This window comes from Streptomyces sp. NPDC051684, from assembly GCF_044453445.1.
Lineage (GTDB): Bacteria > Actinomycetota > Actinomycetes > Streptomycetales > Streptomycetaceae > Streptomyces.
On sequence record NZ_JBITCS010000018.1, the window covers coordinates 1 to 17,935 of the forward strand.

Annotated in this window: 17 protein-coding genes; 12 read left to right on the plus strand and 5 right to left on the minus strand. The window is 70.9% G+C overall.

What is annotated here, in order from left to right:
- Positions 1–310 precede the first annotated feature (310 nt).
- Entirely contained in the window at positions 311–2,107 is a 1,797-nt protein-coding gene (locus ACIA8D_RS22050; RefSeq protein WP_399234607.1) for an AMP-dependent synthetase/ligase, read from the minus strand.
- Positions 2,108–2,439: 332 nt separating this feature from the next.
- Here ACIA8D_RS22050 and ACIA8D_RS22055 point away from each other — a divergent pair, with 332 nt between their 5' ends.
- The 6 genes from ACIA8D_RS22055 (at position 2,440) to ACIA8D_RS22080 (ending at position 7,620) form a co-directional block, all read left to right on the plus strand.
- Complete coding sequence (locus ACIA8D_RS22055) at positions 2,440–3,201, plus strand: metallophosphoesterase (protein WP_399234609.1); 762 nt, start codon at positions 2,440–2,442, stop codon at positions 3,199–3,201.
- A 92-nt stretch (positions 3,202–3,293) separates the two neighbouring features.
- Positions 3,294–3,740 carry an SRPBCC family protein gene (locus tag ACIA8D_RS22060; protein ID WP_399234611.1) on the plus strand — a complete coding sequence of 149 codons (447 nt, stop codon included), beginning with the start codon at positions 3,294–3,296 and terminating at the stop codon, positions 3,738–3,740.
- A 338-nt stretch (positions 3,741–4,078) separates the two neighbouring features.
- Positions 4,079–5,179 carry an ArsA family ATPase gene (locus ACIA8D_RS22065; RefSeq protein WP_399234612.1) on the plus strand — a complete coding sequence of 367 codons (1,101 nt, stop codon included), beginning with the start codon at positions 4,079–4,081 and terminating at the stop codon, positions 5,177–5,179.
- A 68-nt stretch (positions 5,180–5,247) separates the two neighbouring features.
- Entirely contained in the window at positions 5,248–5,706 is a 459-nt protein-coding gene (locus ACIA8D_RS22070) for a DUF5304 domain-containing protein (protein WP_399234614.1), read from the plus strand.
- Between the two features lie 113 nt (positions 5,707–5,819).
- On the plus strand, positions 5,820–6,773 hold the full coding sequence (locus ACIA8D_RS22075; protein WP_399234615.1) for an ROK family glucokinase: 954 nt from the start codon (positions 5,820–5,822) through the stop codon (positions 6,771–6,773).
- A 67-nt stretch (positions 6,774–6,840) separates the two neighbouring features.
- Entirely contained in the window at positions 6,841–7,620 is a 780-nt protein-coding gene (locus tag ACIA8D_RS22080; protein WP_399234617.1) for an endonuclease/exonuclease/phosphatase family protein, read from the plus strand.
- Here ACIA8D_RS22080 and ACIA8D_RS22085 read toward each other — a convergent pair.
- Positions 7,617–8,390 carry a hypothetical protein gene (locus ACIA8D_RS22085; RefSeq protein ID WP_399234619.1) on the minus strand — a complete coding sequence of 258 codons (774 nt, stop codon included), beginning with the start codon at positions 8,388–8,390 and terminating at the stop codon, positions 7,617–7,619. The genes ACIA8D_RS22080 and ACIA8D_RS22085 overlap by 4 nt on opposite strands.
- The gene (locus ACIA8D_RS22090) at positions 8,281–9,078 is read right to left on the minus strand and encodes an alpha/beta hydrolase (RefSeq protein WP_399234862.1); all 798 of its coding nucleotides are present in this window, start codon (positions 9,076–9,078) and stop codon (positions 8,281–8,283) included. The genes ACIA8D_RS22085 and ACIA8D_RS22090 overlap by 110 nt, the downstream gene beginning before the upstream one ends.
- A 285-nt stretch (positions 9,079–9,363) precedes the next feature.
- On the opposite strand from ACIA8D_RS22090, the gene ACIA8D_RS22095 reads away from it, so the two are divergent.
- The 5 genes from ACIA8D_RS22095 to ACIA8D_RS22115 all read left to right on the plus strand — a co-directional run bounded on the left by ACIA8D_RS22095 (position 9,364) and on the right by ACIA8D_RS22115 (position 14,258).
- On the plus strand, positions 9,364–10,122 hold the full coding sequence (locus tag ACIA8D_RS22095) for a lysophospholipid acyltransferase family protein (protein WP_399234865.1): 759 nt from the start codon (positions 9,364–9,366) through the stop codon (positions 10,120–10,122).
- 43 nt (positions 10,123–10,165) lie between these two features.
- Positions 10,166–11,374: a MacS family sensor histidine kinase gene (gene macS, locus ACIA8D_RS22100; protein WP_399234620.1), complete on the plus strand. Its 1,209-nt coding sequence runs from the start codon at positions 10,166–10,168 to the stop codon at positions 11,372–11,374.
- Positions 11,375–11,441: 67 nt separating this feature from the next.
- Positions 11,442–12,137: a response regulator gene (locus ACIA8D_RS22105; protein WP_399234621.1), complete on the plus strand. Its 696-nt coding sequence runs from the start codon at positions 11,442–11,444 to the stop codon at positions 12,135–12,137.
- Between the two features lie 53 nt (positions 12,138–12,190).
- The gene (locus ACIA8D_RS22110; protein WP_399234623.1) at positions 12,191–13,219 is read left to right on the plus strand and encodes a 6-phosphofructokinase; all 1,029 of its coding nucleotides are present in this window, start codon (positions 12,191–12,193) and stop codon (positions 13,217–13,219) included.
- 34 nt (positions 13,220–13,253) lie between these two features.
- A complete protein-coding gene (locus ACIA8D_RS22115; protein WP_399234624.1) occupies positions 13,254–14,258 on the plus strand; it encodes a 2-hydroxyacid dehydrogenase in 1,005 nt (334 codons plus the stop codon).
- Here ACIA8D_RS22115 and ACIA8D_RS22120 read toward each other — a convergent pair.
- The gene (locus ACIA8D_RS22120) at positions 14,204–16,144 is read right to left on the minus strand and encodes an anthranilate synthase family protein (RefSeq protein ID WP_399234625.1); all 1,941 of its coding nucleotides are present in this window, start codon (positions 16,142–16,144) and stop codon (positions 14,204–14,206) included. The genes ACIA8D_RS22115 and ACIA8D_RS22120 overlap by 55 nt on opposite strands.
- A gap of 121 nt (positions 16,145–16,265) precedes the next feature.
- Complete coding sequence (locus ACIA8D_RS22125; protein WP_351338815.1) at positions 16,266–16,325, minus strand: trp operon leader peptide; 60 nt, start codon at positions 16,323–16,325, stop codon at positions 16,266–16,268.
- A gap of 108 nt (positions 16,326–16,433) precedes the next feature.
- Between ACIA8D_RS22125 and ACIA8D_RS22130 the strand changes: the two genes are divergently transcribed.
- On the plus strand, positions 16,434–17,786 hold the full coding sequence (locus tag ACIA8D_RS22130; protein ID WP_399234626.1) for a class II 3-deoxy-7-phosphoheptulonate synthase: 1,353 nt from the start codon (positions 16,434–16,436) through the stop codon (positions 17,784–17,786).
- The last annotated feature ends 149 nt before the right edge of the window (positions 17,787–17,935 follow it).

Below are 17,935 nucleotides of genomic sequence, written 5' to 3' on the forward strand. Positions count from 1 at the left end.
ACGCTCCGCGTCGCCTCCCTCCTCCGCCTTGCGATCGCACGCACCAGGCCCCGCTCCCTGATCCGGCCTGATCCAAACGACAAGCCCTAGCGCCGATTCGGCAGGATCAGCCCCGCCGGCGATTGAGGCGCGGGGTCCGGGGCGGAGCCCCGAGACGTGGGCGACATCCGCCGCAACCACATCAAGCCCCTGCGGCGATTGAGCAGCGGAGGCCGGGGCGGAGCCCCGTGGCGTAGGTGGGATCCGCCGCAACATGGAAATCCGCCGCGGCGCGCAAGAAGAGCGCCGCGGCGGATGTCACCCGGTACCGCTACCCGCGGTAGATCGCCTCGATCTCGTCCGCGTAGTCCTTCGCCACCACATTCCGCTTCAGCTTCAGCGAAGGCGTCAGGTGACCCGACTCCTCCGTGAACTGAGCGCCGATGATGCGGAACTTGCGGACCGACTCCGCCTTGGACACCGCCGCGTTGCCGTCGTCCACGGCCGCCTGGACCGTGGCCAGCAGATCGGGGTCGTGCTGCAGCGAGGCCACCGTGGACCCGGCCGGCTTGTCGTGGTCCGCGGCCCACTTGCCGAGGAACTCCTCGTCGATGGTGACGAGCGCGCCGACGAACGGCCGGCCGTCGCCGACGACCATGCACTCGGCGACGAGCGCGTGCGCCCGGATCCGGTCCTCGATGACGGCCGGGGCGACGTTCTTGCCGCCCGCCGTCACGATGATCTCCTTCTTGCGGCCGGTGATCCGGAGGTAGCCGTCCTCGTCGAGCGTGCCGATGTCACCCGTGTGGAACCACCCGTCGGCCAGCGCCTCCTCGGTGGCGCCCTGGTTGTTCCAGTATCCGGTGAAGAGGTGTTCGCCGTGCAGCAGGACCTCGCCATCGTCGGCGATCCGGACCACCGAACCCGGCAGCGGCTGACCCACCGTGCCGATCTTCTGGCGGTCCCACGGGTTGAAGGCGGTGGCGGCGCAGGACTCCGTGAGGCCGTAGCCCTCCAGGACCGTGAAGCCGATGCCGCGGAAGAAGTGCCCGAGCCGCTCGCCGAGCGGCGCGCCGCCCGAGATCGCGTACTCGCCGCGCCCGCCGAGGACGGCGCGCAGCTTGCCGTAGACGAGCTTGTCGAACGTCTTGTACTTGAGCTTCAGCGCCAGCGAAGGACCGTTCGGCGTGTCCAGCGCACGGCTGTACTCGATCGCCGTGTCCGCGGCCTTGTCGAAGATCTTGCCCTTGCCGTCGGCCTGCGCCTTGGCCCGCGCCGAGTTGTAGACCTTCTCGAAGACGCGCGGCACGCCCAGGATCAACGTAGGCCTGAAGGCGGCCAGTTCATCGGTGAGCTGCTTGATGTCGGGGGCGTGGCCCAGCTTGATCGGGGCCATCAGGGAGGCGACCTCGACGAGGCGCCCGAAGACGTGCGCCACCGGGAGGAAGAGCAGGACCGAGCAGTCGCCGGTGCGGAACAGCGGGCCGAGACGCGCCACGATGTTGCCGCACTCCGCGAAGAAGCTGCGGTGCGTGAGGACACAGCCCTTGGGGCGCCCGGTGGTGCCCGAGGTGTAGACGATGGTCGCCGGGTCGTCGGCCTTCGCGATGGCGCTGCGGTCGTCGACCATCCCGTCGGAGAGCTCGGCACCGGTGCGGCGCAGCTCGTCGAGGCCGCCGCCCTCGATCTGCCAGACGTGCTGGAGCCGCGGCAGCCGGTCACGTACGGAGGCGACGGCCGCGGCGTGCTCGTCCGTCTCGACGAGGATGCCGACCGCGCCCGAGTCGCCGAGGATCCACTGGATCTGCTCGGGCGAGCTCGTCTCGTAGACCGGCACGGTGATCGCGCCCGCGCTCCAGATCGCGAAGTCGAGCAGCGTCCACTCGTAGCGCGTGCGCGACATGAGCGCGATGCGGTCGCCGGCCTGTACGCCCGACGCGATCAGGCCCTTGGCGGCCGCGCGCACCTCGGCGAGGAACTCGACGGACGTGACGTCCGTCCACGTGCCGCCGACCTTTCGGCCGATCACGGCGACGTCCGGGTGCTGCGCGGCGTTTCTGCGAACGATGTCGGTCAGATTGCCGTCCGCGGGGACCTCGTACAAAGCGGGAAGGCTGAACTCGCGCAAGACTGCTGCTCCTCGTAGGGCGCCGGCGCCACTCTTCTGTGATGCGTCGGTGCGGTCCAAGATCGGGCAGGTGCACAGTGCATCAATGAATTGTCCGCCTGAACTCGGCTGAACTCGACAGAACTCATTGCTTGAACTGAACACGACTGGACTGCCCGGACGTTACCCACCGGTACTGCTTCTTCGATAGGGGGGTCGGACCAGATGTACGCTGCGTCACACGTCGCCGCGACTCTTCTCGCACCCTAGTCCAGAGGTCGACCGACTCGGAAGTAACCGCAGGTCCGACGGCCTCTACCCATTCTGCGACCCATCGTCCTAGGGTGATCGCCATGCGCGTACACGTAGTCAGCGATGTGCACGGAAACTCCACCGACCTCGCACGAGCCGGAGACGGCGCCGATGCCGTCGTCTGCCTTGGTGACCTGGTGTTGTTCCTTGATTACGCAAATCACGCACGTGGCATTTTCCCCGACTTGTTCGGAGTCGAGAACGCGGACCGCATCGTCGAACTGCGCACGGCGCGCCGCTTCGAGGAGGCGCGCGCCTTCGGGCGGCAGCTCTGGGCCGGCATAGACCGGGTGCCCGCGATCGAAAAGGCTGTGCGCAAGCAGTACGCGGAGATGTTCGCGGCGTTCCCCACACCGACGTATGCGACCTACGGCAATGTCGATATGCCGAAACTCTGGCGCGAGTACGCCGCACCCGGCACGACCGTGCTGGACGGGGAGCGCGTCGAGATAGGCGGCTGGGTCTTCGGCTTCGTCGGCGGCGGGCTCCGCACGCCGATGCGCACGCCGTACGAGATCGACGACGAGGAGTACGCGGCGAAGATCGAGGCCGTGGGCGAGGTCGACGTGCTGTGCACCCACATCCCGCCGGAGGTCCCCGATCTCGTCTACGACACCGTGGCGCGGCGCTTCGAGCGCGGCAGCCGTGCCCTCCTGGAGGCGATCCGCCGGACCAGGCCCCGGTACTCGCTCTTCGGCCACGTCCACCAGCCGCTCGCGCGGCGGATGCGGATCGGGTCCACGGAATGCGTGAATGTCGGCCACTTCGCGGGGTCGGGCAGGCCGTGGGCGCTGGAGTGGTGACAGCGGGAGCGGATGCGCGCGATAGCCTTCACGGGACACACACGCAGGCAGGCACGGCGCACCCCTGACCGGTATCCGGAGGAGCCACGGCGATGGCGGAACACACCAGCTCGAGCATCACGATCGAGGCGGCCCCCGCCGATGTCATGGGGGTGATCGCCGACTTCCGCCGCTACCCCGACTGGACGGGTGAGGTGAAGGAGGCAGAGGTCATCGCCGAGGACGGGTCCGGCCGCGCCGAGCAGGTCCGGCTCGTCATGGACGCCGGGGCGATCAAGGACGACCAGACCCTCCAGTACACCTGGACCGGCGCGAACGAGGTGTCCTGGACCCTCGTGAAGTCCCAGATGCTGCGCTCCCTCGACGGCTCGTACGTCCTGAAGCCGGCGGGCAAGGGCACCGAGGTCACGTACTCCCTCACGGTCGACGTGAAGATCCCCATGCTCGGCATGATCAAGCGCAAGGCCGAGAAGGTCATCATCGACCGCGCCCTGGCGGGCCTGAAGAAGCGCGTCGAGTCGGGCGAACCGGGCGAGTAACGCCCCTGCGGCGGGGCGGGCCCATCAAGCGCCTGTGGACGGTGAGCCCATCGAGCGGCTGCGGCCTGGTGAGTAATTCACCCTGCGGATGGGTGGGCACATCGAGCTCCCGCGGCCGGGTGGGCAATTCAAGCCCCTGCGGCGATTGAGCAGCGGGGTGCGGGGCAGAGCCCCGATCTTTTGAAGCCCCGCCGGCGATTGAGGCGTGGGGCCCGGGGCGGAGCCCCGATCTTTGGAGCCTTGTCGGAGACCGAGGCGCCGGGGCCGGGGCAGCGCCCCGAGACCCCGGTGCCGGGCCCCGATCGCCAGGGCCCCGGCCACGGGTAACCTCACACACCATGCGCACCCTCCTCGTCACCGGCCCCGGCGGCGCCGGCCGCACCACCGTCGCCGCCGCCACCGCCCACCGGGCCGCCCGACAGGGAATGCGTACGAGGCTCATCACCGCGGACCCCACCGCCGAACCGACGGACGTCGACGTCACCCGCCTCACCCCGGCCGACGACTTCCGCCGTGACCTCCTCGCCCTCCAGGAACGCGCCGCCTCCGGCCTCGAACTCCTCGGCGCCGCCCGGCTCGACGCGGACGAGATCACACCGCTCCCCGGCAGCGAGGAACTCGCCCTGCTGCGCGCCCTGCGGGACACCACCCAGGGCCCGTACGACCTGGTGGTCGTCGACCTGCCCCCCGCGCCCCGCGCCGTCGCCACCCTCGCCCTGCCCGAACAGCTGCGCCGCTATCTGCGCCGCCTGCTCCCCGCGGAGCGCCAGGCCGCGCGCGCCCTGCGCCCCGTACTCGGCAAGCTGGCCGGGGTGCCGATGCCCGCGCAGTGGCTGTACGAGTCCGCCGCCCGCTGGGACGCCGAACTCGCCGCCGCGCAGGCGGTGATCGACGCCGGAACCACCCGCGTACGACTCGTCGCGGAGCCCACCCGGGCCGCCGCCGAGACCCTGCGCACCACCCGCACCGGCCTCGCTCTGCACGGGCTCGCCGTGGAGTCGGTCGTCGCCAACCGCATGCTTCCCGACGGCTCCACCGACCCGTGGCTGGCCGACGCCGCGGCCCGACAGCGCAAGGTCGTCGCCGAGTGGCCGGGCGCGCACGAGCTGCCCCACCTGGGCCGCGACCCGCGCCCCGAGGACCTGGACGTGCCGGTGCCCGCGACCGTGCCGGGTCCCCGCGACCCATGGCCCGTGGAGGACCGGCTCGACGAGGACGGTGTCCTGGTGTGGCGGATACCGCTGCCCGGAGCCGTGCGCGAGGAGCTGAGCCTGGTGCGGCGCGGCGACGAACTGGTCGTCGGCGCGGGCCCGTTCCGGCGCGTCGTCCCGCTGCCCTCCGCCCCGCGCCGCTGCACGGTCGCCGGCGCGGGACTCGTCGACGGCGAACTGCGGGTCCGCTTCGCGCCGGACCCGGATCTGTGGCCGCAGACCCGGTGAACGGGGCGCACCCGTTCGGGTAACGTCGAAGGTGTAACCGGTCCAGCTCTCCGCAGGAGTCAGCCGTCATGAGCGACGCCACCGAGCAGCCCGCCCACCAGGTCGACGCAGACGCCTGGGAGAAGGCGTGCGCCGAGGATCTCGAGGAGGAGCGGGCCCGCCGCAGGTCCGAGTACGGTTCGCCGCCCGGCTCCGCGGCCGAGGAGCTGAAGAAGCTCGTCGACGCCGTCACGGACAAGCTCTCGTCCGTGCAGGCCCCGTTCCTCGGCTCGGTCGCCCAGGGCACCGCGGAGCAGGTCGCCAAGCAGGCCGTGCGCCAGGCCCGCTCCGTCATCGAGCCGGTCATCGACCGCAACTCCGACGTGTTCGACCACCTGGCCGCCGCGGGCAACGAACTGCTCGCCGCGTACCGCTCCGCGGTCGAGGGCCAGGAGACCCGCTGGACCCGGCGCACCCAGGAGCCCGGCCCCCCGCCGACCAAGCCCGAGGACGAAGGCCCCGGCGGAGAACACATCGACCTGGACTGAATTCGGGGCCTGCCGCCGGATTCCCGTTTGCCGGGCGAACGACGGGAATCCGGCGGCAGGCCCCCGCTCGGTTAGGGTGGGCCATAGCGGGGCTCGACCGAACTGAGGGATTCATGGGACTCACCATCGGCGTCGATATCGGCGGCACGAAGATCGCGGCCGGCGTGGTCGACGAGGAAGGCAACATCCTCTCCACGTTCAAGGTGCCGACGCCTTCCACGCCGGACGGCATCGTTGACGCGATCGCCTCGGCCGTCGAGGGCGCCAGGGCCGGACACGAGATCGTTGGCGTGGGGATCGGTGCCGCCGGGTACGTCAACCGCCAGCGCTCCACCGTGTACTTCGCGCCGAACATCGACTGGCGCCAGGAGCCGCTCAAGGAGAAGGTCGAGGCGCGCGTCAAGCTCCCCGTCGTCGTCGAGAACGACGCGAACGCGGCCGCCTGGGGCGAGTACAAGTTCGGCGCGGGCAAGGGCCACCGCAACGTCATCTGCATCACGCTCGGCACCGGCCTCGGCGGCGGCGTCATCATCGGCAACAAGCTGCGCCGCGGCCACTTCGGCGTGGCCGCCGAGTTCGGCCACATCCGCATGGTGCCGGACGGCCTGCTGTGCGGCTGCGGTTCGCAGGGCTGCTGGGAGCAGTACGCGTCGGGCCGCGCGCTCGTGCGTTACGCGAAGCAGCGGGCGAACGCGACGCCGGAGAACGCCTCGTACCTGCTCTCGCTCGGCGACGGCAGCCCCGAGGGCATCGAGGGCAAGCACATCTCCTCGGCCGCCCGCGAGGGCGACCCGGTGGCCGTCGACTCGTACCGCGAGCTGGCCCGCTGGGCCGGCGCGGGCCTGGCCGACCTGGCCTCGCTGTTCGACCCGTCGGCGTTCATCGTCGGCGGTGGCCTCTCCGACGAGGGCGAGCTGGTCCTCGACCCCATCCGCAAGTCGTACAAGCGGTGGTTGGTCGGCGGGAACTGGCGGCCGGTCGCCGATGTGATCGCCGCCCAGCTGGGCAACAAGGCGGGCATGGTCGGCGCCGCCGACCTCGCGCGGGAGCCCGACCCCGTCATGTGACGTACATCCGCACCTGGTGCCCGTCGTTCCCCGTGGGGGCGGCGGGCACCGGCGTATCTTGATCTTCATGGACTCCGGCTCGCTCCCCGCAGCATCCACCGAACTCCCCAAGTCCCTTACGGAACCGGACGGTTCGGCCGTCATCCGTGTTCTGAGCTACAACATCCGCTCGATGCGCGACAGCCCCGTCGCCCTCGCCCGCGTGATGAAGGCCTGCGCCCCGGACCTCGTACTGATCCAGGAGGCGCCCCGGTTCTTCCGCTGGCGCAAGCACCTTGCCCGGCTCGCCCGCGCCGCCGACCTGGTGATCCTCTCCGGAGGCGGCAGCGCCGCCGGTCCCGCGCTGCTCTGCTCGCTGCGGGCCACCGTCGAGCGCACCGAGGACGTACTGCTTCCGCTCACACCGGGACTGCACCGGCGCGGCCTCGCGACCGCCGTCGTACGGTTCGGGGGCGCGCGGCTCGGCGTGGTCAGCTGCCATCTGAGCCTGCAGAAGGACGAGCGGTACGCGCAGGGCGGGATGCTGCTCGACCGGGTCGAGGCGATGGGCGCCTCGGGAGTCGAACACGTCGTCGTGGGCGGGGACCTCAACGAGCGGCCCGGCGGGCGAACCTTCCGGCGGCTCGCGCGCGGCCTCAACGACGCCTGGGCGACCCGCCCTTGGGGCAGCGAGTACACCTCGACCCCGGCCGATCCCCATCAGCGCATCGACGCGATCCTCGCCACCAAGGGCGTGGAGGTCCTCGGGTGCGGGGTGCCGGACTTCCTGGACCGGGACGAGCTGAGGGCGGCCACCGACCATCTGCCGGTGCTGGCCGCCCTCCGCGTTCCCGCCGCGCGTTCCTAGACCACGGCGCCGCGGCCCGGGTCGTCGCCGTCCTCGTCGTCGCCCGGTGACATCCGGGCGACCAGCGTGCCGAAGCCGCCGAGGAAGCCGCCGATGCAGAGCGTCGCCAGCCACCACGTCATGTCCCAGCCGAGCAGCACCGCGAGGAGCAGCAGGACCGGGCCGCCGACCACGGCGAGCCAGGCGAACCTGGCCGTGACGTCCCCTTCCGGCAGCGGGGGCGGCTCCGGCGGCACGAAGTGGCCCTCGTCGGCCCCGTCGAAGTCGTCGTCCGAGGGCTCGGACACCGAGTGGTCGCGAGGTCCGGTGGCGGGGGCGAGGCCCGGGGCGAAGGAGACCGAGGAGCCGAGAGGGCGCTGCTCGCCCTGGTCCCGGTTCTGATCCGGCTCCGGCTCGTCCTTCTTCGCGGCGCCCCGCTGCGCCTCGGACGGCCTGCCCGGGTTGTCGTTCGTCTCCGGTTCGAGCAGCGCCAGGTCCTCCACCGACTTGAACGGCTTGGCGCCCGGCGGGTCCGGCGGCTCCTCCCCGTAACCGGCGACGATCGCCGCCCACGCCGCGTCCTCGTCGCTCGGCAGCAGGGGGTCGTGCGACTGCTCGCCAGTCTCCTCCTGGCCGTGCGGCTCCGAGCTGTCCGGCCGCTCTGATCCGCCCCGCTCCTGCTCAGTCACCGGTGGTCGTCCCTTCCACGCCCGCGCTGGGGATCTTGCCGACTTCGGGGGCGAGCCGGTCGAAGAACGCGTAGCTCTCCTCGAAGATCCGGTCCGCGTCATGGTCCAACGTCGCCACGTGGTAGCTCTGTTCCAGCAGGATCTCCGTCACGTCCGTGGACGAGACGCGGCCGAGCACCCGCGCCGAGTCGGCGGGCGGCACCACATGGTCCTGCGGGCTGTGCAGCACCACCAGGGGCTGCGTCACCTGCGGCAGCTCGCGGTCGACGACCTGGAAGAAGCGGCGCAGCTGGTACACGGCGTGCAGCGGCATCCGGCCGTAGCCGAGCTCTTCCACGCCCTCCTTGGCGATGTCGCTGGCGATGCCCTTCACCGAACGCACGAGGTGCCGGGTGACCGGGAGCGTGTGCGCGGCCAGGTCGTGCACCTTGTTGCCCGGGTTCACCAGGACGAGTCCCGCGATCTCGTCCCCGTGCCTGGCCGCGAGGCGCAGGGCGAGCGCGCCGCCCATCGACAGGCCGCACACGAAGACCTTGGAGCAGCGCTCCCTGAGCTCGCGCAGGGCGCGGTCCACCTCCGCGTACCAGTCCTGCCACGCGGTGACGGCCAGGTCCTCCCAGCGCGTGCCGTGGCCCGGCAGCAGCGGGAGCGAGACGGTCAGGCCGCGCCCGGCGAGGTATTCGGCCCACGGCCGCAGCGACTGGGGCGATCCGGTGAATCCGTGGCAGAGGAGGACGCCGACCTCGCCGCCTTCATGGCGGTACGGCTCGGCTCCAGGAAGGACCGGCACCTTCGGTCTCCTGTTCATGGCAGAGAAACGGTGGACGGACGTGCGGGGGAACGAGCTTGAAGACGTGCACCTCACGGTACGCGACCGCACTGACACCGACCAGGGTCATCGGGCCCCGGAGCGGCCCCGCGGGTGCTGTGTCTTCCCGGGGGACAACCCCCGGACCCCCGGCCGGGCAAGCAGGTCGGCCAGGGTCATCGGGCCCCGGAGCGGCCCCGCGGGTTAAGGTCGGTTCCTCGGACTGGTCCGGTACGAGGTCCGGGCACTAGGGAAGGCAGAGGGTTGATCTACGGCGCAATGAAGGTGGCCATCGGAGGGCCGCTGAAGCTCGGTTTCCGGCCGTGGGTGGAGGGCCTCGAGAACATCCCCGCCGAGGGACCCGCGATCCTCGCCAGCAACCACCTCTCGTTCTCGGACTCGTTCTTCCTGCCGGCCGTCCTCGACCGCAAGGTCACCTTCATCGCGAAGGCCGAGTACTTCACCACCCCCGGGGTCAAGGGCAAGATGACGGCCGCCTTCTTCAAGGGCGTCGGCCAGCTGCCCGTGGACCGCTCCGGTTCGCGCGGCGCCGGAGAGGCCGCCATCAAGAGCGGCATCGAGGTCCTGGAACGCGGCGAGCTGTTCGGCATCTACCCGGAGGGGACGCGTTCCCCCGACGGCCGTCTCTACCGCGGCAAGCCGGGCGGCCTCGCGCGCGTGGCGCTGTCCACCGGCGCCCCGGTGATCCCCGTCGCCATGATCGACACGGAGAAGATCCAGCCCCCCGGCAAGGTGATGCCGAAGCTGATGCGGCCGGGCATCCGCATCGGCAAGCCGCTCGACTTCAGCCGCTATCACGGCATGGAGGGCGACCGCTTCGTGCTGAGGGCTGTCACCGACGAGGTCATGTACGAGATCATGAAGCTTTCCGGCCAGGAGTACGTCGACATGTACGCGACAGCCGCGAAGCGGCAGATCGCGGACGCGGAGAAGGCGGCCAAGGCGGAGAAGGCCGAGAAGGAAGCGGCGAAGAAGGCGCTGGAGAAGGAGCGGGGCGGCTCGTAGCCGCGTCGTTCCCGACAAGCGCCGAAGGCGGGGGACAAGGCACATGGGCAACACGGTCGGGCGCGAGCGGGTCGTGCGGATGTCGGTCGAGCAGCCGCTGTGGCGCGCCCTCACCGGCTACCGCCTGCTGACCCTCGTCTACGCGATCGGGCTCTTCGGCTCCTCGTACGAGGTGTACGAACGCCCGTGGGTCGGCGTGGCCTACTTCGCGGTCCTCACGGTGTGGACCCTGGCGACGCTGCCGCAGGTGTCGGGCGCCCGGCGCTGCACCAAGCGGTTCCTCACCGCCGACCTGACGGTCGCCGTCGCCGGCATCGTGCTCTCGCCGGTCGCCGGGCACGAGCGGGCCGTCACGGGAGGCTCCACGCTGCCGTCGATCTGGACGGCGGGCGCGGTCCTCGCCTGGGCGCTCAAGGGCGGCTGGCGCTGGGCGGCCGGCGCCTCCCTGCTCGTCGGCGTCGCCAACGTGGTGCAGCGCGGCGACATCACCCGTGGCCTGATCCACAGCGTGCTGCTCGTCTGCATCGCCTCCATCGCGATCGGCTACGTCGTGGAGGTGGCCCGCGCCTCCGAGCGCACCCTCGCCCGCGCCCTGGAGATCGAGGCGGCCACCCGCGAGCGGGAGCGGCTCGCCCGCGACATCCACGACAGCGTGCTCCAGGTCCTCGCGATGGTGCAGCGCCGCGGCACCGCCCTGGGCGGCGAGGCGGCGGAGCTCGGCCGGATGGCGGGCGAGCAGGAGGTCGCGCTGCGCACACTGGTCGCCGGGGGCCTGGTGCCCACCTCGCGCGCGTCCGAGGACACGGAGGGCGGCGCCGTGGTCCGGACGGTGCTCGAACCGGAGGAGCCGGACGAGGGCGCGGGCCCGAGCGATCTGCGCCCCCTGCTCGCCGGGCACGCCGGTGGACGCATCACTTTCTCGGAGCCGGGCGCCCCGGTGCCGATGAAGCCCGCCGCGGCGCGTGAACTGGCGGCAGCCGTCAGCGCCGCGCTGGACAATGTGCGGCGGCACGCGGGCGATGACGCCAGCGCGTGGATCCTCGTCGAGGACGAGCCGGACGCGGTGATCGTGACGGTGCGGGACGACGGTCCCGGCATTCCCGAGGGCCGCCTCGCGCAGGCCGAGGGCGAGGGCCGGCTCGGCGTCGCCCTGTCGATCCGGGGCCGGCTGCGCGACATCGGCGGCACCGCCGAGCTGATCTCGATCCCCGGCCAGGGCACCGAGGTCGAACTGCGCGTACCGAAGACGTAGTTCGCGTACCGAAGAAGTCATTGAGGAAGAGCCCTTGCGGGCCACGGGGGAAGGCAGGACAGCAGCGATGAACCGACAGCAGCAGGGCGACGGGCACGCGCCGGTCAAGGTCATGGTGGTCGACGACCACCCGATGTGGCGCGACGCGGTCGCCCGTGACCTGGGCGCGGCCGGCTTCGACGTCGTCGCCACGGCGGGCGACGGCGAGCAGGCGGTGCGCCGCGCGCAGGCCGCGGGCCCCGACGTCCTCGTCCTCGACCTGAACCTGCCGGCCAAGCCCGGCGTCCAGGTGTGCAAGGAACTCGTCGGCGCCGACCCGTCGCTGCGGGTCCTCGTCCTCTCCGCGAGCGGGGAGCACGCCGACGTGCTGGAAGCGGTCAAGTCCGGTGCCACCGGCTACCTGCTCAAGTCGGCGTCCACGGACGAGCTGATCGATGCCGTGGGGCGCACCGCCGCCGGCGACCCGGTGTTCACCCCGGGCCTCGCGGGCCTGGTCCTCGGCGAGTACCGGCGGCTCGCCTCCGACCCGGCCCCGGCGGGCGACGCCGACGAACCGGGCGCCGCGCCGCAGCTCACCGACCGGGAGACCGAGGTGCTGCGCCTCGTCGCCAAGGGCCTGAGCTACAAGCAGATCGCCGAACGCCTGGTCATCTCGCACCGCACGGTCCAGAACCACGTGCAGAACACCCTCGGCAAACTCCAGCTGCACAACCGCGTCGAGCTCGTCCGGTACGCGATCGAACGGGGTCTGGACGACGACTGACCCCGCGCGGGAGAGTGGCCCCCAACCACTCGCCGTGACAAGGGAGTTACGCCATGAGGGTCGGAGTGCTGACCGGAGGCGGTGACTGCCCCGGACTGAACGCTGTCATCCGGGGCATCGTGCGCAAGGGCGTCCAGGAGTACGACTACGACTTCGTGGGGTTCCGCGACGGCTGGCGCGGCCCCCTGGAGAACGACACCGTCCCGCTCGACATCCCCGCGGTGCGCGGCATCCTGCCCCGCGGCGGCACCGTCCTCGGCTCCTCGCGGACCAACCCCCTCCAGGCGGAGAACGGGATCCGGCGCGTCAAGGAGAACCTCGCCAAGCAGGAGGTCGAGGCCCTCATCGTGATCGGCGGCGAGGACACCCTCGGCGTCGCGGCGAAGCTCTCGGACGAGTACGGCATCAAGACCGTCGGCGTACCGAAGACCATCGACAACGACCTCTACGCCACCGACTACACCTTCGGCTTCAACACGGCCGTCGGCATCGCCACCGAGGCCATCGACCGGCTGCACACCACGGCCGAGTCCCACATGCGGGTCCTCGTCGTCGAGGTCATGGGCCGGCACGCGGGCTGGATCGCGCTGCACTCGGGCCTGGCCGGCGGGGCCAACGTCATCCTCATCCCCGAGCAGCGCTTCGACGTCGACCAGGTCTGCTCCTGGGTCACCTCCCGCTTCCGCTCCTCGTACGCCCCGATCGTGGTCGTCGCCGAGGGAGCGATGCCGCGCGACGGGGACGTGGTGCTGAAGGACGAGTCGCTCGATTCCTTCGGGCACGTCCGCCTCTCCGGCGTGGGGGAGTGGCTCGCGAAGCAGATCGAGAAGCGCACGGGCAAGGAGGCGCGGACGACGGTCCTCGGCCATGTCCAGCGCGGCGGCACGCCGTCCGCCTTCGACCGGTGGCTGGCCACCCGGTTCGGGCTGCACGCGATCGAGGCGGTGCGGGACGGGGACTTCGGGAAGATGGTGGCGCTGCGGGGGACGGACATCGTGCGCGTCCCGATCGCCGACGCCACGTCTCGGCTGAAGACGGTGGACCCCGCTCTGTACGAAGAGGTGGGGGTCTTCTTCGGCTGAGCCGTGCGGGCCCGATTGGCTTAGGCTCGCGCTCATGGAGATTCTCGCTTTTGGTGTGCAATCGGATGAAAAGCCCCTCATCGAGAAGGCCTTCGAGGGGCACCACGACGTCCGCTGCCTGGACGTCTTCCTCAACGAGGACACCGCGCCGATCGCTGCCGGCTACGAGATCGTCTCCACCAGCGTCAACGCCACCCTCAATCACCGTGTGCTGCAGACCCTCGCGGCCGGCGGCACGCAGCTGATCGCCCAGCGCTCCACGGGCTTCAACAACATCGACCTTCAGGTCGCCGAGCGGCTCGGCCTGACCGTGGCGCGCGTCTCGTACTACTCGCCGTACTCGGTCGCCGAGTTCGCCTGGACCCTCGCGATGGCCGTCAACCGCCGCATCGTCCGCGCCAGCACCCGCACCCGCGACTTCGACTTCAGGCTCGACGGGCTGATGGGCCGCGACCTGCGGGGCCGCACCGTCGGCGTGCTCGGTACCGGAAAGATCGGCGAGGCCTTCACCCGGATCGCCCACGGCTTCGGCATGAACCTGCTGGGCTGGGACGTCGCCGAGAACCCGAACTGCACGGCCCTCGGCATGAAGTACGTCGACAAGGAGCAGCTGTTCGCCGAGGCCGACGTGATCAGCCTGCACGTGCCGCTGCTGCCCGCCACCGAGCACATCGTCGATGCCGCCGCGCTGCGCGCCATGAAGGACGACGCGATCCTGATCAACTCCAGCCGCGGCGGCCTCATCGACACGAAGGCCCTCGTCACCGAGTTGCGCGAGGGCCGCTTCGCGGGTGTGGGCCTCGATGTGTACGAGGCGGAGGCGGGCCTGTTCTTCCTCGACAAGTCGCTCGACGTCGTCGAGGACGACACCCTGGCCCGCCTCGTCACGTTCCCGAACGTCCTGGTCACGAGCCACCAGGCGTACTACACCGTGGACGCCGTCGGACAGATCATCGAGACCACGGTGCAGAACGTCCTGGACTATCAGGCGGGGCGCCGTTCCGAGAACGTGCTGGTGCCCGCCGAGTCCAGCAGCTGAGCGAGGAGCTCCCGCACGATCCCGGCGCCGCGCAGCGACAGCACCGACTCCGGGTGGAACTGCACGCCGGCGAAGGAGGGTCCACGCAGCGCGTGCACCTCGCCGGAGGCCCGGTCCCGGCTGACCTCCACCTGGTGCGCCGCCAGCTCGGTCGCGGTCTCGTCGTCGCAGGACGCCACGAAGCTGTTGTAGAACCCGACCTTCTCGGTCCGCCCGAACACCTCGACGTCGGTCTGCGCGCCCTGGTACGGCACCTCCTTGCGGACGATCTCCAGGCCCAGCTCTGCCGCGATCAGCTCGTGCCCGAGGCAGACGCCGAGCACGCCGTGCTCATGGCCGCGGATCACCTCGGCGGTCAGGGCACGCAGGAAGCGCATCTTCGGGTCGGTGAGGTCGGAGGGGTTCCCGGGGCCGGGGCCCAGCACGATCGGCCCCTCGTGCGCGAGCGCCGCCTCCCGAAGGCCCTCCTCGTCGTACCGTCGCACCGTCACGTCGAGCCCCGTCGAGCGCAGCACGTGCGCCAGCATCGCGGTGAACGTGTCCTCGGCGTCGATCACCAGCGCGTGCCCGGAGAGCTCGTTCTCGCGCTTCTGCATCCGCAGCCAGAACGGCGCCAGGGCCGCCCGCCGGCCGTCGAGCGCCGCCCGCACGCGCGGGTCGTCGGCGAGCGGCGCCCGCGCACCCTCGCCGCGCGGGCGGGCGGGGCGCACGCCCAGCGCGGCCAGGACCCCGGCGGCCTTGGCGTGCGTCTCCGCGACCTCGCTCGCCGGGTCGGAGCCGCGCACGAGCGTCGCGCCGACCGGGACGCGCAGCCGCCCGACGGCGTCGATGTCCGCGGTGCGGATCAGGATGGGGGAGTCGAGGGTCTGCGCCCCGCCCGCGTCCCGGCCGACGAGCGCGAGCGCGCCCGCGTAGTAGCCGCGGCCGCCGACCTCGTGCCGCTCGATGACCCGGCAGGCGTTCTGCACGGGCGAGCCGGTGACGGTTGCGGCGAACATCGTCTCCTTCAGCACGTCCCGCACGTCGAGGGTCGACCTGCCGCGCAGCTCGTACTCGGTGTGCGCGAGGTGCGCCATCTCCTTGAGGCGGGGGCCGACCACGACACCGCCCATGTCGCCGACGGTGCACATCATCTTGAGCTCCTCGTCGACAACCATCGACAGCTCCTCGATCTCCTTGCCGTCGGCGAGGAAGTCCAGCAGGTGCTCGGGCGTCGGGCCCTCGGCCGGGTAGCGGTAGGTGCCGCTGATGGGGTTCATGACGACGGTGCCCCCGGACATCCGCACGTGCACCTCGGGGCTGGCGCCCACCAGCGTCCGCCCGCCCGTCTCCCGCCGCCGCCCTTCCAGGGAAGTCCCTTCGGTCCCTTTCTGATTTCCGGTGTGCACGACGAACGTCCAGTACGCGCCCCGCTCCCCGTCGAGCAGCCGCCGGAACAGCGCCAGGGCGTCGGCCCGCGAGAAGCCGTCGATCGCCCCCTCGTACGTCCTGCGGATCACGAAGTTCGCGCCCTCGCCCTGCCCGATCTCCTCGCGCAGCACCCGGCCGACGATGTCCGCGTAACGGTCGTCGTCGACGTCGAAGCCGCCGTCACGGACCCGGACGTCGTGGCGCGGAAGCTGCTCCAGGGCCTCGGCGAGCGGGATCTCGTACGACTCCTCGGGGGTGAGGACCGTGAGCGGGGTGCCGTCGTCGCGGACGTCGAAGCCGCGCTCGCGGATCTGCCGGAAGGGGACGAGGGCGAGGCCCTCGGCGGGGATGTCGGCGAGCCGCTCGTAGTCGGCCACGCCGCCGATCAGGAGCTCGACCGTGTCGTGCGCGCGGCCCGGGGTTCGGCGGCGCAGCAGTGCGAAGGGACGGTCGTCGGTGAGCAGTGCGTTCAGCATCAGGGGGTTCCTTCCGGTGACTTCGGGAGTCGTCGACTTCGGGAGTCGTCAGGGAGGAACAGCCCGTGAAAACACTGAAGGCCGCCCCTCGGGCGGCCTTCGCGGTTTCGGAAACGCGCAGTCAGTGGGCCGCCGGATGTGCGGTCCACCACCAGGTGCGGTGCAGTTGCTGCGCGAACATGAGCGTCACCGTACCCGATGCCGCGCGGCGGGGCTCAGACGTGTCACGTCCGTCTCAAAAGATGAGCGGGGGAATGGACCGGCGCGCCGACCCCGTAATGTTTACGAGGTGACCGTGAACGCTAAGACCAGCGCAAGCGCTGGCAACACCTGGCGAAACCTGCCCGCGGCGCAGCAGCCCGAGTACCCCGATGCCGAGGCTCTGCGCGATGTGATCGCGGACCTCGAGTCGTATCCGCCGCTCGTCTTCGCCGGCGAGTGCGACCAGCTGCGCAACCGTATGGCCGCCGTCGCCAAGGGAGAGGCGTTCCTGCTCCAGGGCGGCGACTGCGCCGAGGCCTTCGACGCCGTCTCCGCAGATCACATCCGGAACAAGCTCAAGACCCTGCTTCAGATGGGCGCCGTGCTCACGTACGCCGCCTCGGTGCCGGTGGTGAAGGTCGGCCGGATCGCCGGCCAGTACTCCAAGCCGCGCTCCAAGGGCACCGAGACCCGTGACGGGGTGACGCTGCCGACCTACCGCGGCGACTCCGTCAACGGCTTCGAGTTCAACGAGGCCGCCCGGATCCCGGACCCCGAGCGTCTGAAGCAGATGTACCACGCGTCCGCCTCGACGCTGAACCTCGTGCGCGCCTTCACCACGGGCGGCTACGCGGACCTGCGCCAGGTGCACGCCTGGAACCAGGACTTCGTGAAGTCGTCCCCGTCGGGCCAGCGCTACGAGAAGCTCGCCCGCGAGATCGACAACGCGCTGAACTTCATGCGCGCCTGCGGCACCGACCCGGCCGAGTTCCAGACGGTCGAGTTCTACGCCTCCCACGAGGCGCTGCTCCTCGACTACGAGTCGGCGCTGACCCGCGTGGACTCGCGTACGGGCAATCTGTACGACGTCTCGGGCCACATGGTCTGGATCGGTGAGCGCACGCGTCAGCTGGACCACGCGCACGTCGAGTTCGCCTCGAAGATCCGCAACCCCATCGGGATCAAGCTCGGCCCGACGACGACGGCCGAGGACGCGCTGCAGTACATCGAGCGCCTCGACCCCGACCGCGAGCCGGGCCGGCTGACCTTCATCGTCCGCATGGGCGCCGACAAGGTCCGCGACAAGCTGCCCGAGCTGGTCGAGAAGGTCACGGCGTCCGGCGCGCAGGTCGCCTGGATCACCGACCCGATGCACGGCAACACGTACGAGGCGGCCTCCGGTCACAAGACCCGGCGCTTCGACGACGTGCTCGACGAGGTCAAGGGCTTCTTCGAGGTCCACAAGGCGCTCGGCACGCACCCGGGCGGCATCCACGTCGAGCTCACCGGTGACGATGTCACCGAGTGCGTGGGCGGCGGCGACGAGATCTTCGTCGACGATCTGCACCAGCGCTACGAGACGGCCTGCGACCCGCGCCTGAACCGCAGCCAGTCCCTCGACCTGGCGTTCCTGGTGGCGGAGATGTACCGCGACCAGTGAGCCCGGTTCACCATAGGTAACGCCGTGGGGGGGGGGGGGGCCCCCCACCCCCCCCCCCCCCCCAATTTGGTTATAGGGCACGGGGGGGTGGTTTTTTTTGAACAAACCCAAAAAAAGCCCCGCCACCACAACAATTACAACAAACCCCA

Bases quoted from the DNA above. Each gene is read 5' to 3' on its own strand.
- ACIA8D_RS22055 (WP_399234609.1), top strand. From the start codon at position 2,440: ATGCGCGTACACGTAGTCAGCGATGTGCACGGAAACTCCACCGACCTC.
- ACIA8D_RS22120 (WP_399234625.1), bottom strand. From the start codon at position 16,144: ATGCTGAACGCACTGCTCACCGACGACCGTCCCTTCGCACTGCTGCGC.
- ACIA8D_RS22115 (WP_399234624.1), top strand. From the start codon at position 13,254: ATGGAGATTCTCGCTTTTGGTGTGCAATCGGATGAAAAGCCCCTCATC.
- ACIA8D_RS22080 (WP_399234617.1), top strand. From the start codon at position 6,841: ATGGACTCCGGCTCGCTCCCCGCAGCATCCACCGAACTCCCCAAGTCC.
- ACIA8D_RS22075 (WP_399234615.1), top strand. From the start codon at position 5,820: ATGGGACTCACCATCGGCGTCGATATCGGCGGCACGAAGATCGCGGCC.
- ACIA8D_RS22105 (WP_399234621.1), top strand. From the start codon at position 11,442: ATGAACCGACAGCAGCAGGGCGACGGGCACGCGCCGGTCAAGGTCATG.
- ACIA8D_RS22070 (WP_399234614.1), top strand. From the start codon at position 5,248: ATGAGCGACGCCACCGAGCAGCCCGCCCACCAGGTCGACGCAGACGCC.
- ACIA8D_RS22085 (WP_399234619.1), bottom strand. From the start codon at position 8,390: ATGACGCGGACCGGATCTTCGAGGAGAGCTACGCGTTCTTCGACCGGC.
- ACIA8D_RS22060 (WP_399234611.1), top strand. From the start codon at position 3,294: ATGGCGGAACACACCAGCTCGAGCATCACGATCGAGGCGGCCCCCGCC.
- ACIA8D_RS22065 (WP_399234612.1), top strand. From the start codon at position 4,079: ATGCGCACCCTCCTCGTCACCGGCCCCGGCGGCGCCGGCCGCACCACC.
- macS (WP_399234620.1), top strand. From the start codon at position 10,166: ATGGGCAACACGGTCGGGCGCGAGCGGGTCGTGCGGATGTCGGTCGAG.
- ACIA8D_RS22110 (WP_399234623.1), top strand. From the start codon at position 12,191: ATGAGGGTCGGAGTGCTGACCGGAGGCGGTGACTGCCCCGGACTGAAC.